Annotated in this window: 12 protein-coding genes; 8 read left to right on the top strand and 4 right to left on the bottom strand. The window is 42.3% G+C overall.

Annotated elements, in window-relative coordinates:
- Positions 1–118: 118 nt before the first annotated feature.
- Together EGX73_RS06635 and EGX73_RS06640 are read left to right on the top strand one after the other, a co-directional pair.
- Entirely contained in the window at positions 119–1,765 is a 1,647-nt protein-coding gene (locus EGX73_RS06635; RefSeq protein ID WP_003128416.1) for a polysaccharide biosynthesis protein, read from the top strand.
- 90 nt (positions 1,766–1,855) lie between these two features.
- On the top strand, positions 1,856–2,581 hold the full coding sequence (locus EGX73_RS06640) for a pseudouridine synthase (RefSeq protein WP_123866832.1): 726 nt from the start codon (positions 1,856–1,858) through the stop codon (positions 2,579–2,581).
- Positions 2,582–2,673: 92 nt separating this feature from the next.
- On the opposite strand, the gene EGX73_RS06645 is transcribed toward EGX73_RS06640, so the two are convergent.
- Complete coding sequence (locus EGX73_RS06645; protein ID WP_003128418.1) at positions 2,674–3,525, bottom strand: RluA family pseudouridine synthase; 852 nt, start codon at positions 3,523–3,525, stop codon at positions 2,674–2,676.
- A gap of 193 nt (positions 3,526–3,718) precedes the next feature.
- Between EGX73_RS06645 and EGX73_RS06650 the strand changes: the two genes are divergently transcribed.
- From EGX73_RS06650 to EGX73_RS06670, 5 genes are all read left to right on the top strand, one after another.
- Positions 3,719–5,875, top strand: a complete 2,157-nt coding sequence (locus EGX73_RS06650; RefSeq protein WP_003128419.1) for a PBP1A family penicillin-binding protein — start codon at positions 3,719–3,721, stop codon at positions 5,873–5,875.
- Between the two features lie 70 nt (positions 5,876–5,945).
- Complete coding sequence (locus tag EGX73_RS06655) at positions 5,946–6,287, top strand: YlbF family regulator (protein WP_003128420.1); 342 nt, start codon at positions 5,946–5,948, stop codon at positions 6,285–6,287.
- Positions 6,288–6,547: 260 nt separating this feature from the next.
- Positions 6,548–7,735: a DNA repair exonuclease gene (locus EGX73_RS06660; RefSeq protein WP_003128421.1), complete on the top strand. Its 1,188-nt coding sequence runs from the start codon at positions 6,548–6,550 to the stop codon at positions 7,733–7,735.
- Positions 7,732–10,392 (top strand): AAA family ATPase, encoded by a 2,661-nt coding sequence (locus tag EGX73_RS06665; protein ID WP_123866833.1) that lies wholly within the window; start codon positions 7,732–7,734, stop codon positions 10,390–10,392. Before EGX73_RS06660 ends, EGX73_RS06665 begins: the two co-directional genes overlap by 4 nt.
- 28 nt (positions 10,393–10,420) lie before the next feature.
- Entirely contained in the window at positions 10,421–11,365 is a 945-nt protein-coding gene (locus EGX73_RS06670) for a 3'-5' exoribonuclease YhaM family protein (protein WP_003128424.1), read from the top strand.
- A 38-nt stretch (positions 11,366–11,403) separates the two neighbouring features.
- Here EGX73_RS06670 and EGX73_RS06675 read toward each other — a convergent pair whose 3' ends face one another.
- The 3 genes from EGX73_RS06675 to EGX73_RS06685 all read right to left on the bottom strand — a co-directional run bounded on the left by EGX73_RS06675 (position 11,404) and on the right by EGX73_RS06685 (position 13,351).
- Positions 11,404–12,432: a peptidylprolyl isomerase gene (locus tag EGX73_RS06675; RefSeq protein ID WP_003128425.1), complete on the bottom strand. Its 1,029-nt coding sequence runs from the start codon at positions 12,430–12,432 to the stop codon at positions 11,404–11,406.
- Positions 12,433–12,559: 127 nt separating this feature from the next.
- Positions 12,560–12,925: a YtxH domain-containing protein gene (locus EGX73_RS06680; protein ID WP_021149029.1), complete on the bottom strand. Its 366-nt coding sequence runs from the start codon at positions 12,923–12,925 to the stop codon at positions 12,560–12,562.
- On the bottom strand, positions 12,926–13,351 hold the full coding sequence (locus EGX73_RS06685; RefSeq protein WP_005472896.1) for an HIT family protein: 426 nt from the start codon (positions 13,349–13,351) through the stop codon (positions 12,926–12,928). It lies immediately after the preceding gene.
- A gap of 196 nt (positions 13,352–13,547) precedes the next feature.
- On the opposite strand from EGX73_RS06685, the gene EGX73_RS06690 reads away from it, so the two are divergent.
- Positions 13,548–14,027 (top strand): hypothetical protein, encoded by a 480-nt coding sequence (locus EGX73_RS06690; RefSeq protein ID WP_003128429.1) that lies wholly within the window; start codon positions 13,548–13,550, stop codon positions 14,025–14,027.
- Positions 14,028–14,100 lie beyond the last annotated feature (73 nt).

A 14,100-nucleotide genomic window follows, 5' to 3' on the forward strand; every position in this document is an offset into this window, starting at 1 on the left:
GTCGTTCTTCTTCAATAATGTGAAGAAACTTTAATATGTTGCAAAAATAGATTGCTCGAAGTCCTTTTTCGAATTAAAATGAAGGGGATATGTTTGTAGAAAGTTGGAGAGAACTGCCATGGATAATCATACGCAATCTGCGTCAAAACAATTAACGACACAAGAAAAAATGGCTCAAGGATCGGCTTGGATGACACTGGGAAACATTGGTTCTCGGTTGCTCGGTGCGATCTATATTTTGCCGTGGTACTACTGGATGGGAGCCAACGGAGATAAAGCAAATGCATTGTTTGGAATGGGTTACAATGTCTATGCTTTGTTTTTGATGATTTCTACTGCAGGAATTCCAGCAGCGATTGCGAAACAGATTTCCTACTACAACTCAAGAGAAGAGTATCGTACAAGTCAGCGCTTGTTCCTGAGAGCTTTACAGTTGATGGCAGGATTTGGGGTAGTAACTGCTGGTATCATGTACATAGCCGCTCCTTGGCTGGCAACCGCATCTGGTGGCGGAGAAGAATTGATTCCAACGATGCGCTCCTTAAGCGTGGCACTTTTGGTCTTTCCATGTATGAGTGTGATGCGAGGATATTTCCAAGGAAATCAAGACATGAAACCATTCGCGATTTCTCAGATCGTTGAACAGATCGCGCGAGTCTTCTATATGCTGTTGGCAACGTTTATTATCATGCGGGTGGTAGAAGGCGACTATACAGCTGCTGTGACTCAATCAACGTTTGCTGCCTTTATCGGCGTTTTAGCAAGTGTTCTGGTTTTGGTTTATTATTTCCAGAAGCAGCGGGTTCGGATGGATGTTTTGCTGGACATGAGCAAAGAAGAAACAGAGATCCAAACCAAAGAATTGGTTTTATCCACCATCAAAGAAGCGATTCCTTTTATTATTGTTGGTTCTGGGATCACAATTTTTAAACTAGTAGATCAGTATACCTTTGTTCGAATTATGAAAGGATTTACACAATATTCCAATGATCAGCTCTTAGACATGATGGCAATCTTTGGCAGCAATCCAGACAAGCTGACAATGGTCGTGATCGGCTTAGCAACGTCGATGGCATCTACAGGGTTGCCTTTAATCAGTGAAGCAGTAGCGAAAAAGAATCAAGGAAATTTAGCTAAATTGATCAGTAATAACCTCCAGTTGTATTCCTTTGTCATGCTGCCTGCTACGTTTGGAATGATCGTATTGGCGTATCCATTGTATACATTGTTTTATCGACCGGATACATTAGGGGCAAGCGTCCTCGTTGCTGCTTGTATCTCTGGCTTAATCCTGGGCTTGTTCATGCTGACTTCTAGCATGCTGCAAGGGATGTACCATAACACAGAAGCGGTTATCTTCTTCTTTATTGGTTTGTTGCTAAAATTTATTTTGCAGTATCCGGCCATCTGGCTGTTCCAAGTTTATGGTCCTTTAGTCTCTACAACATTGGCACTTGGTGTGACTTGCTGGCTGAATATTAGAAAAATGTTGACTAAAGGCCACTTCAATGCCAAGTTGACCTTTAGAAGAACGGTTTTGATTTTCCTGATGACTCTCATTATGTTAGTGATCGCGCTGATTGCTCGGCAATTGTTTGGTCTGGTCTTAAGTTCGGATCGCAAAGTCCAAGCCTTTATTCTTTCTCTACTGGTTGCAGCAGTCGGTGGCGGGGCCTATATTTATATGGCATTGAAAATCCGCTTAGCAGAAAAACTACTGGGCTCATCAATGATTCGTTTGCGTAAGAAATTGCGAATCAAATAACCCAATAAACCTGATTAGCCGCTGAGATCGCATGGATCGATCAGGCGGTTTTTTCAGTAAAAAAGATCGCAAAGAGAGAGGCGAGAAAACATGCGACTAGATAAATTCTTAGCAGATATGGGGTATGGCTCACGAAAAGAAGTGAAGCAAGCAATCAAGAAAGGCGTTGTTGCGGTCAATGGTCAACAAGTCAAAAGTGATAAATTCCAAGTAGCTGAACAAGAGGATCAGGTTTCGTTTGCAGGAGAACTGGTACGTTACCAGAAAGATTTCTATTATTTATTGAACAAACCGGCTGGTGTGATTTCTGCAACGACCGATCCGGAAAAGACAGTCTTGGATTTGTTTGCGGCGGAAGATTATCGCCGGGATCTTTTTCCAGTCGGTCGTTTGGATAAAGACACCGAAGGACTACTGCTAATTACGAATGATGGCCAGCTAGCTCATCGGTTATTGTCACCCAAAAAACACGTCGAAAAAGAGTATTATGCAGAAGTTCGAGGGATCATGACCGAAGAGGATCGTCACCAATTTCTCCAAGGAATCGAACTGGATGGGGAAACTCTCATGCCGGCACAGCTGACGATTTTAAAGGTAGACGAGCAGGCCGAGACATCCACGATTACCTTGATTTTGCATGAAGGGAAGTTTCACCAAGTAAAACGAATGGTGCAGGCAGTGGGAAAAGAAGTGACTTATCTCAAGCGTACTCGAATGGGCGGGTTACAGCTGCCGAAAGATTTGGCATTAGGAGAGTATCGCTCAATGACAGAAAAAGAGCTGGCACAGCTTTCTGCTGAACCAGCGGAAGATTGAATTGTTGCAGCGAATGAAGCCTGACGGCTGTGCCCAGTATGTGGAATGAGACTAGAGGCAATGTCTCTGCTGCTTCAGAAACATTCTGTCCATCACCAGAGCCCAGGCAGCGCTTTGATCTGCAGTGACTCTTGTGAGAATGGATGGGTCAAATAAAGTTCATAGGCATGCAGCTCAAGGCGAGCTGCAGTTTTTTTCTGATAAAGAGGGTCTCCGACGATAGGATGTCCAATGCTAGCAAGGTGGACACGAATCTGATGCGTACGTCCTGTATCTAATACACAATAGATCGAAGTCGTTTGGGCATTGCGAGCGGCAATCTCAACGTGTGTCACCGCAGATAAGCCATTGCGTGGGTCAATGACTCGTTTGCGACGGTCGTGGCGATCGCGTCCGATTTTTTTGCGAATGGTTTGGTTTTGATCCAATTGTCCCCAGACTGTTGCTTGGTAGCGACGATAAATTTGCTTACTTTCAAGCATTCGTCCCAAAATAGGCAAGACTAAGGGGTTTTTAGCAAATAAAATGACGCCGCTGGTCTCTTTATCTAATCGGTGAACGACATAGGGTCTTGTCTCTGGTGAAAGATATGCAGCCAGATCATTCATAAGTGTGTCGGTTTCATTTGGTTGGTTGGGGTGGGTTTTGATACCAGCGGGCTTATTGACAACGATCAGATGTTCATCTTCAAACAACACCGTAATCTTCTCTTTGTTCCCAGAAATCACTGGCTGATACGTGTAATCTGCTTCTTCTAGAAGAAGCGTGAGCTGATCCCCACCTGCTACTTCCTGATGAAAAAGGGCTGTTTCACCGTTGACGCGTACATTTTTGCGGGTTCGCAGTAAATGGCGTACTTTGCGAGGGACGAGCCATTCTTGTTCTAATAATTCCCGAATCGTTGTTCGGGGATGGTCATTAGGTAATGTAATGGTATATTCCATAAAAATCCCTTTCTAAGTTGTGATCTATTTGCTATTATAGCATCTTTAAGATTTTCTTATAAAAAAAACAACAAAAAACAGAAGTTTCGCTGATAGAATTGACGAGCAATCTTTTGTGGATGAAATTTACTGCTAGAGCCGTATTCCAAACGGTTTGATATATGCTACACTTTGTTAAAAGGAGCGTGGAGAAATGGATTTGAAACAAATCCTTCACAAGATAAAAGAATCGATCCAAACTTTCTGGCGTTGGATCAAGCCTTATCTACAGCAATTCCATCAATGGCGCAAACGCATTTGGAAGAAATATCATGTGAATAAAATAGTTATTTTACTGACTTTAGTGGGTATTTTAGTGATGAGCGGTTACTTGTTTTATATCGCCAAGAATACCAAAGTTAGTGAATTAGAATCAGGATTGAAAGAGTCCACTGTGATCTACGATGCTAAAGGAGAAGAAGCTGGGCAGCTCTATTCTCAAAAGGGCACCTATGTTGATTTAAAAAGCATTTCCCCAGCAGTCGTTCACGCACTGATCTCAACGGAAGACCGGAATTTTTATAATCACCATGGGTTTGATATCAAAGGGATCGCTCGGGCGGCCTTGCGGATGGTAGTCAATCGTAGTGCAGAAGGTGGCGGTGGGAGTACAATTACGCAACAGCTAGCAAAGAATGCCTATCTTTCTCTCGATCAAACCTTTAGTCGAAAAGCCAAAGAACTGTTTCTAGCGATTGAAATCGAAAAAAAATACTCAAAAGATGAAATATTGGAAATGTATTTGAACAGTTCCTATTTCGGTAATGGAGTCTGGGGGATTCAAGATGCTTCGCTCAAATATTTTGGTGTCAATGCTTCAGATTTGACGGTGGGAGAAGCAGCTACCTTAGTAGGTATGCTTAAAGGTCCATCAATTTATAATCCTATCGATCATCCAGAAAATGCGACGAACCGCCGAGATACTGTTCTAGGACTGATGGTGGACAACAAAATGCTGGATCAATCTGTGGCCGATCAAGAAGAGCAAGTTTCAATAGCTAGCCTGTTGTACGATGGCTATGGCAATTCAGAATCTGGCTATAAATATCCTTATTACTTCGATGCAGTGATCGATGAAGCGGAGTCTTACGGACTTGATGCGGATGATGTGATGAATCGTGGATACAAAATCTACACAGCACTGGATCAAAACTATCAGGCACAAATGGAAGCTGCCTATAAAAACGATGCGCTCTTTCCAGAAAATGCGTCTGATGGAACGATGGTCCAATCAGGTTCGGTGGCATTAGATCCGACAACTGGCGGTGTTCAAGCATTGGTAGGGCGACGAGGCGAACATGTTTTTCGCGGGTTCAATTTTGCTACCCAAATGAAACGCTCGCCAGGTTCGACAATCAAACCCATCAGTGTTTATGCACCTGCAATCGAAGCGGGCTATAATCCAGATAGTATTTTGGAAGACAAACCTCAAAGTTATTATGAGGCAAAGAATTACGATGGGACCTATTCCGGTGAAGTGCCGATGTATCAAGCATTGGCTCAAAGTTTAAATCTGCCAGCTGTTTGGACACTTCATGAAATTGGTCTCGACCGCGGATACAAAAAGACTCAGGAATTTGGGCTAACATTGTCAGAATCGGACAAATATTGGGGATTGGCGTTAGGCGGATTGGAAACTGGCGAATCACCGTTGACCATGGCTGCCGCGTATGGTGTCTTTGCTAGCGGAGGCTATTACTACCAACCGCATTTGATCACCAAAATCGTTGATTCAACGGGCGCGGTTATTGTAGATAATACTTCAGTCAAAGGAAAACAAGTCATCTCCAAAGAAACAGCAGACAAGATGACAAGCATGATGCTGGGTACCTTCTCTAATGGAACTGGGGTCAGCGCTAGCCCTTATGGCTTTACGATCGCAGGAAAAACCGGGACAACGGAAACAAACTTTGATTTATCAAAAGTCAATGATCAGTGGATCGTTGGGTATACACCTGATCTCGTAATCTCCACCTGGCTGGGCTTTGAACAAACGAGTGCCGAACACTATTTGACTGGAACCAGCGGGCAAGTCGTCGGCAAGATATTTAAAGCGGAAGCCGAAAGTCTGTTGCCTTACAGCCAAGGAAGTCAGTTCCAAGTAGCAGATGCCTATATGACTGGTGGGAAACTGATGGCAGCAGATGAAGTGCCAGATCCAAATGAATCAACGGACAACGATGACTGGAAAAAATCAGTTGACGAGTTTGCCGAAAATGCCAAAGAAGGATTAAAAGATTTTGGTGAGCGTGTCAAACAAGGAACCAAAGAGCTTTTTGGTAATCTATGGAATACGATCAATGGTAATTGATGTTAGCTTCTACTGCATGTGCATCCGAACAGTATGTTATAATAAGAAAAAAACAAAGTGAGGGAACAGTATGGCAAATATTTATGACACAGCGAATCAATTAGAACGAGAATTACGAGAATCCGAACAGTTTCAAGATTTAAAAGCCTCGTTTGATCGTTTGAAAGAAAACCAAGAAGCGTATAGCTTATTCAAGGAGTTCCAAGGCTTGCAACAAGCTTTGCAACAAAAAATGATGGCAGGCCAAGAAATGACAGAAGAAGAAGCACAGCAAGCACAAGAACTCTCTCAAAAAATTCAGCAAGATCCAATCGTTTCGGAATTGATGCAAAAAGAGCAAGCATTTAGTCTGGTGGCCAATGATTTGAATCGAATCATCATGGGCCCTGTGCGGGACTTATACGAAGCCTAAGCGCTAGCCTGCTGACTTACCGCAGCACAAAAGAGTCCAAGAGGGGTTCTCAAACAGAGGCCTCGGACTTGTGCCAATTCTATGCCAATTTACAGTGCTTTAGATAGCGTTAGAGGCTAATTTGAGCGGACAACATTCGAAGGATCGGGGACTTCCTCGACCCTTCGAATTTTTTGTTCAAAAAGGCGAACAAATTTTCGTGTTTTGCTGACGAAAAAACAAAGAAATGTTATGATAGAAGCAAAAGGGGGAAAGGTATCATGCGTTTTTTACATAGTGCTGACTTGCATATTGATCGTTCTTTCGAAGGGATCCGCATGTTATCGGATAACGTCAAAGAGCAGCTTCCACTGATCAATCGAAAAATAATCAAAAAACTGGTTGATACGGCACTGGAGCATGAAGTGGATTTTGTTCTCTTGGCGGGGGATACCTTCCACCAAGCCCGTCCAAGTCTGCGGATCCAGCATGACTTTTTTCAAGAGATTTCCCGACTTGCGTCAGCAGAGATCCCTGTCTATATGATCTTTGGTAACCATGATTACTATGATCCGCAGCGTTATTGGTTTGATTTTCCTGAGAATGTTGTGCTGTTTCCCAGTGAGACGGTTGAAACGATCAAAGGCGTAACCAGAAATGGTGAGACCTATGCTATCAGTGGCTTTAGTTATCAGCAGCCTTGGATTACACAGAACAAGATCAGGGAATTTCCTAATCGCCAAGCGGTTGATTTCCATATCGGTATGTACCACGGGGATAGTGCGGGGGAACATTATGCACCATTTTCTGTGAGTGAAATGAAGCAGAAAGGCTATGATTATTGGGCACTAGGTCATATTCATGTTCCTAAGATCCTTTCAGAAGAGCCTGCGATCGTTTATCCAGGGACCCCACAAGGCAAAACGCAAAAAGAACAAGATACAGGCGTTGTTTTAGCCACTTTGAGTTCCCATGGTACCGAGATCCAGACGGTCGACGTAGCAGAAATCACATGGGCACAACAAGAAGTCTCATTAGCAGCTTGTAAGGATCAGCGTTCGATTTTGCAAACGATTTTGAAGGAGGTCAACACGAATCAGCCACGACTGATCAAATTAGTGCTGACAGATACGGATCAGTTATCTTCAGATTGGTTTTCTGAAACCGAAAAAAATGAAATGATCGCCTATTTGAACGAGCAGCTGTCAAGAGACGTATTACAGACAATTTATGCAATCGAAGTCTACAAAACAGAGACAGACAAAATTCCATTAGCGATCCCGGCGTCCTATGTTGATCAATTACTAGCTATTTATCAAGACCCGTCTATTTTTGCTGAAGGACTGAATGATTTGCTTCGTCATCCGTTGCTTTATCGCGGGATTGATCAAGGTGCCTTTCAAGAAGAGGTCTTACAGCAGACGAAACACTTGCTGGAGAATGATTTCCAGTGGGAGGAAGAAGTATGAGAATCTTAAAAGCAGAAATCACTGGGTTTGGCCGTTACCATGATCAAGTGATTGAATTTTCCCAAGGAAATCAATTGCTTTTTGGCAACAATGAAATCGGCAAGTCGACATTGTATCAGTTTATTGCGGCTATGCTGTTTGGTTTTCCTAAAAGAACAGCTAAGAAAAAGGATTATACCCCCAAAAATGGGGCCGCTTATGGAGGCAGATTGTGGCTAGTTGTCGAACCTTACGGGGAAGTGATGATCGAACGTTACCGTCAAATCGATCGAGGAAGAGCCAAAGTCCATTTCAACGGGCAGACCGGCGACGAGGAAATGCTGGCACAGTTGCTGCAACCCTTGAATCAGACGTTGTTTTTCGATGTATTTACTTTTCAGCAAGAACAACTTGCCCAAATTGACAAGCTGCAAGAAAATGAATTGCATCAAGCACTGATTTCTTTGGGAATCAGTGGGAGTCAAAAGATGCTGCAACAAGTGGCTCGCTATGAAGCAATCAATCAACAAAATTATAAACCGCGGGGACAAAAACTCCCTTTGAACCAAGCGTTGAAACGTTTGGAGAAACTACAGGAGAAAATTGCCCAAAAAGAAAGCGAAGAACATCGCTTGCAACAGCAGTATCAGCAGATTTCACAGATTCAAAAAGAATTGCGGCAATTAGAAGAACAGCAGCAAGTGCAAAGCGATGCTTATCAAGCTGTTCAACAACAGATCAGCCATTGGCCATTGTATGAAGAATGGCAACAGCTATCAAGCCAGCCAGCTGCAGTAGCAGAAAAAGACGCTCAGGAAATCAGCAGATTTTATCAGACCTATCAGCACTTAACAGAAGATATTCATCAAAAAGAAGCAGAACTTGATCGTTTGGAACAAGGGCAAGCTTCAGATAAATATTTCTTTTATCTGGACAACGAACATTTGATCACTCAGATCCTTCAGAAACAAGTTGAGATGGCCCGATTGATGGATCGGCAGGAACAGGCGCTAGAAAAGGAACAACAAGCACGAATGGCGTTGAACCAGCTGATCAATAGACGGCAATGGTCAAAAGAATCACCACCACTGCAGACAGAACAAATCCAGGAACAATTAATGAATCTGGAGCAAAGCGACTACCAGTTAGAGGAAGCAAACAAGCGCTTAGAGTGGTTAGAAGAGAAGGAAAATCATCTTCAACATGCTTTATCACGGTTGGAACAGGCGCACCCAGGATTGATGGGAGAGCAAAAAATGGCTATTCCTATGGTGCCATTAGTAGGTGGTTTGGTTGCTTGTGTTGCAGCATTCTTTTTACCGTCTCCTTGGCGCTGGTTGTGTATAGCGGCTGGCACCGTTGGTATTGGACTAGCAATTTGGGAGGCAATGAAACAACGTCCTCATAAACAAGGTGACAGCAAAAAACAATGGCAAGAGTTATTGTTGCAAACGGATCTGGTTGCCTCAGAGATCGCAGATCTGACAGAAGCCAATAATTTACAAAAACAACAGAATGAACGATGGCGTCAGGCGCTGCAACCTTTTTTTGGCACGGAACCTTATCACAGATGGTCGGTCTTCTTGCTGCAGTACCAAGAGGATGTTACTAATTATCAGTTGCATGCTCATCTGCTTCGCGAAGCCAAAGAACAACTGCAAGAGGTCACAGAACAGCTTCAGCCTTATCAAGCGATGTTTACACCTTTTGCTGATTGGTTGCCCCTGCAAAATAAGACAATACTGGAGCAGGCTCAGCTATTGCATGAATTCAATGAAGAGATGCAGGCTGTTAAATTGGCGCGTTTACAGCAGCCCAGCACGTTGTTGGCGCAGCAACTTGCTCGCAAAAAGGCGGAGCGGGCTGAATTGTTGAAGGCTTCTCAAGAGATTCTCTCACAAGTTGGCATTGATCAGCCAGCAGAAATCAGTCTTTGGCTCAAACAATGGGAGACGCATCAGCGGGCGGCAAAGCGGGAAGCCGAATTAGCAGTCATGCTGGATCCGATTTTCCCGGAACCAATCACACAAGAAGAATTGCTGGAAAAGAAAACGCAAGTGGCACAAAAGCAAAAAGAGCTGCACCAGCTTAGTCGACAAAAGGCAGAGCAAAGGCAACGGCTTGAACTAGAAGTAGCCGCCAGCCAAAAAAGCGGTACGTTGAGCCAGCTCTATCAGGAAGAAAGCGAACTGCGGGCAAAAATCGAGGAATTGGCTCTTGCTTGGAGCAGTCGACAATTAGCTGCTTCGGTATTGTCCGATTTGACGACTGAATTGTCTGAGCAACAATTGCCGCAATTACTAGAAAAAGCTTCGATATATTTCAGATTGCTTTCCAATGACCGCTATCACCAAGTAACACTGCATGAGGGGCAATTAGTTGCCAGCAATGCTAGCGATAGTTACTCGATCATCGATCTATCAACAGGAACAAAAGATCAGCTGATCATGGCGATCCGCTTCGGTTATCTTGCGTTGCAACAAAATCATCCTCTTAGTCCCATCATTATCGATGATGGCTGGTTGCATTATGATAGTGCACGAAAAGAACGGTTAGCGGAATTATTCGCTGAGTTTGGCCAATATTACCAAGTAATTTGTTTGTCTTCTGACCAAGAAATGGTAAGCTATTATCATAAATACCAGCAATCCGTACAAGAACTTAGTCAAAGGATGTGAGAAATTTGGCTATGCGCCAAATGTTAACATGAAAAAAATTCGAGAATTGACCGTAGATGAGACGTTTCAACTGTTTTTGTTGATTAAAAATGCGGATGTTCGTATCGCAAAAAATGGCAAAAAGTTTATCGCGTTTACTTTTCAAGATACTTCTGGAACAATCGACGGAAAGTTTTGGGATGCTTCTGAGGAAGAAATCAATCGCTTCGAGGCTGGTAAGGTCGTTTTATTAGATGGAAAGCGAGAAGTTTATCAAGGAAATCCCCAAGTCAAGATTTTGCATCTGCGTCTGGCAAAACCAGAAGAACCTCATGACCCGAGCCAGTACATGGAAAGAGCCCCTCTGAAAAAAGAAGACATGGAAGAGGAAATTAATCAGACATTGTTTGAAATCACCAATCCTCATTGGAATCGTATCGTTCGTTTTTTGCTGAATAAATACAAGAAAGAATTTTTTGATTTTCCAGCAGCTAAACGGAATCACCATGCCTTTGCTAGTGGATTGGCTTACCATACAACGACCATGTTGCGAATCGGAAAATCTTTGATCAAAGAGTATCCGGAAATCAATGCACCGCTTTTGTATGCAGGAATTATCCTGCATGATTTAGGAAAAGTGATTGAATTGACGGGACCAATGACCACAGAGTATACATTAGCTGGAAATCTGGTTGGACATTTAGTGCTAGTAGATGAAGAAATCACCCAAGCGTGTATTGCTCTGAAATTTGATGATAAACAAGAAGATATCGTTGTGCTGCGGCACATGGTTTTGGCTCATCATGGATTGTTGGAATATGGCTCACCAGTTCGCCCAAGAATTATGGAGGCGGAGATCCTGCATCAAATCGATAACATCGATGCTTCTATGCAAATGATGTTGTCATCTATTCGCTTAACGGAACCAGGAGAATACACTGAGCGGATTTTTGGGATGGATAATCGTAGTTTTTATGTGCCGAAAGATGTATAAATAAAAAAAGATTGGCTTTTGCCAATCTTTTTTTTCTGTTATTTTTCAGAGGAATCTGTAGCAGATGAACTAGTTGTTTCAGTTGATTCTTTTGTAGAATCAGTTGCATTCTCTTTGTTATCTGATGCATCTGTAGCAGAAGAATCAGTTGAATCTTTTGTTTCTGCTGCAGAAACATAGTCAGAAAGAATATCAGCTAGATCTTCATCTTTCATTTTCACATTGGCAGCTTTCAGTTCTTTACCAATCGTTTTTGCCACGAATGTAGAATCGTTCAATAGCGTGTTTTGTGCGATTTCTGTGATTTGATCTTTGTATTTATCCATGTCGTTGCCTTTGTCTTGGTTTTTGACCATTTTGACAATGTAATAGCTTGTTGTATAAGTAGAAGCATCCGTAGCAGAAATGACCTCTGAAATTTCACCATCTTTTAATGCAAAGGCAGCTGTTTGTACTTCAGCTGGCACAGTTGTTGAGGTTGAGTCGAATTTGACTGTACCGCCATCTTCTGCAGTCGCTGTGTCTGTTGATTTTTCTTTTGCTAATTTACTAAAGTCAGCACCATCTTTTTGAGCTTCTTTTAATACATCTTTTGCATCATCTTCACTAGTCAATTTGATCAATTGTGCTTCAACTTCTGGATGGAAAGAATCCCAAGCTGCTTTCAGCTCATCATCACCAATATCCATGTTCGCTTTTAGCCCTTCTTGTAATGCTAATTGCTGTCTGATTTGTTCACGATAGCTTTTTTTAGTAAGTCCAGAAGCTTCCAATGCAGACTCAAATTTATCACTGTCGCCATATTGTTTCGCAGTTTGATCGTATTGCTTGTCGATCATTTTCTCTGTAACATCATCCCCATATTTTTGATCGAAGACTTTTAAGACGATCAATTGGCGGATAAGACTTTGGTTATTCTGATCTGTTTTTGCTTGTTCGTAAAAATCTTCAACCGTGATTTTACCGCCTTTCATGGTTGCAATCTCATTACTTGAACTTCCGGAACAAGCAGCTAATGTCAAAACGCTCAGTGCACTGACTGCTGCTAAAATCAATTTTTTCTTCATTCGTTTAAGCACTCCTATTTTCTAAATATTTCAAAGAATCACAGCTAATACTATACCACACTCTTTTTTTAATTGGGAAGAAAACAAATGATGTTTCAAACAAAATTCATAGATTCTCCAATATTTGCTACTTATTTTCTTCTTGGGGAACTGATTTGGCTTGTATCGTCGTGACATGTTGGTTCAAACGATCCACGTGGGTCTTTATCCGCTCGATTCTTGGCTGTGCTTGGAATTTGAATGATTCAAAATCTTTTGTGAAAGACTCTTTGACAACAGGAATCGTTTCGTCAACCGTTTTACGCGTCAATGTGACAGCATCTTTTAAGTTTTTGACACTTTCATTAAACTCAAGAGTCGCTTCCGTGGTCTCATCGACATAACGAAGCATTTGTTCACGGGTTTCTTTACCGCTTTTTGGTGCAAATAGCAGCCCGCCTAAGCCGCCGGCGAGAGAGCCGAATAACAAACCTTTGATAAAGTTACCGATCATTTAGTCCACCAGCTTTCCGATTTTTTCAGCGATCTCTGTTAGCTGTTCCTGTGAGTAATCCTCTGCATGATTACCGAAATGCATCGAGAAATCATCTTTTTCATCGTAACGAGGAATCAAATGAATATGGGAATGAAAAACAGATTGATAAGCCAATTCTTTATTGTTATTGATTATGTTGAGTCCATTGATCTCAGGAAAGGCTTTTTCGATTGCCCGAGCGATTTTAGGAACGCGAGCAAAGACCTCTGCAGCAAGGGCTTCATCATACTCAAAAATATCCGTTACGTGGACTTTCGGAATAACTAATGTATGTCCAGGTGTTACTTGGGAAATATCCAAAAAGGCATAGACTTGATCATCCTCATATACTTTGTAACTAGGGATGTCACGATTGTTGATCTTACAAAAAATACAATTTTCCATTTCATAAACCTCCTTGTTCTTCTAGTCCTACTTTACCATATTCTGCTGATTTCGGCAGTTTTTGTTCTTGAATTCCTTCAAAAGCAGGCCATCGCTTCTTTTCCATGTAAAGTACGGATGTTTGTGGAGAGAAACGCTTGCATTTGTCCGCTTGCACCAATAGACTTAAAAGCAGAAATAGAAAAGGACGGATACGATGAAACCAATCATTAAAGAAACGTTACAGAAAAAAAAGACCAAACGAGAAAAAATCAGCTATCTTGCCTATGCATATAAGGAGTGGCTGATTGCAGGACTAGCAGTCATTCTAGTAGGAGGTTCGCTGATCTATTCGATGACAAGACCAAAAGAAGTTGTTTATACAGTGGCTGTTGTTTCTGAGACCAGTGAACAGCAGCCCACACAATCTGAATTTGAAAAAGCAGCGACGGATTGGGTGAAGCAAAACGTGGCGCCTGATCACGAAATAACAGTTACATTTGTTTCCTATGAAGATCCAGCCGCTGTCCAAGCCTTTACGACCCGTTTAGCTGCCGGAGCAATTCAAGCCGTCATTTTTGATGCGTCCGAAGCAGACATGTGGGTCGAGCGTTTTGGTAGCAGTGAGCTGCCAAAAGAACCATTGCAAGTAGCTGGACACGAGTATGTTGTTCAAATAACTAATAACGGAAAATAGCAGATTTCAAGAAGTAGATGACTGCTCTTTGACCGCTGCTTCATGGTATAATAGTTGATATTGGAGGAACGAA

Source organism: Enterococcus sp. FDAARGOS_553 (assembly GCF_003812305.1).
Taxonomy (GTDB): domain Bacteria; phylum Bacillota; class Bacilli; order Lactobacillales; family Enterococcaceae; genus Enterococcus_D; species Enterococcus_D gallinarum.

What these genes read in the sequence shown, in the direction of transcription:
- EGX73_RS06635 (WP_003128416.1), top strand. Translation starts at nt 119, where the DNA reads ATGGATAATCATACGCAATCTGCGTCAAAACAATTAACGACACAAGAA.
- EGX73_RS06640 (WP_123866832.1), top strand. Translation starts at nt 1,856, where the DNA reads ATGCGACTAGATAAATTCTTAGCAGATATGGGGTATGGCTCACGAAAA.
- EGX73_RS06645 (WP_003128418.1), bottom strand. Translation starts at nt 3,525, where the DNA reads ATGGAATATACCATTACATTACCTAATGACCATCCCCGAACAACGATT.
- EGX73_RS06650 (WP_003128419.1), top strand. Translation starts at nt 3,719, where the DNA reads ATGGATTTGAAACAAATCCTTCACAAGATAAAAGAATCGATCCAAACT.
- EGX73_RS06655 (WP_003128420.1), top strand. Translation starts at nt 5,946, where the DNA reads ATGGCAAATATTTATGACACAGCGAATCAATTAGAACGAGAATTACGA.
- EGX73_RS06660 (WP_003128421.1), top strand. Translation starts at nt 6,548, where the DNA reads ATGCGTTTTTTACATAGTGCTGACTTGCATATTGATCGTTCTTTCGAA.
- EGX73_RS06665 (WP_123866833.1), top strand. Translation starts at nt 7,732, where the DNA reads ATGAGAATCTTAAAAGCAGAAATCACTGGGTTTGGCCGTTACCATGAT.
- EGX73_RS06670 (WP_003128424.1), top strand. Translation starts at nt 10,421, where the DNA reads ATGAAAAAAATTCGAGAATTGACCGTAGATGAGACGTTTCAACTGTTT.
- EGX73_RS06675 (WP_003128425.1), bottom strand. Translation starts at nt 12,432, where the DNA reads ATGAAGAAAAAATTGATTTTAGCAGCAGTCAGTGCACTGAGCGTTTTG.
- EGX73_RS06680 (WP_021149029.1), bottom strand. Translation starts at nt 12,925, where the DNA reads ATGATCGGTAACTTTATCAAAGGTTTGTTATTCGGCTCTCTCGCCGGC.
- EGX73_RS06685 (WP_005472896.1), bottom strand. Translation starts at nt 13,351, where the DNA reads ATGGAAAATTGTATTTTTTGTAAGATCAACAATCGTGACATCCCTAGT.
- EGX73_RS06690 (WP_003128429.1), top strand. Translation starts at nt 13,548, where the DNA reads ATGAAACCAATCATTAAAGAAACGTTACAGAAAAAAAAGACCAAACGA.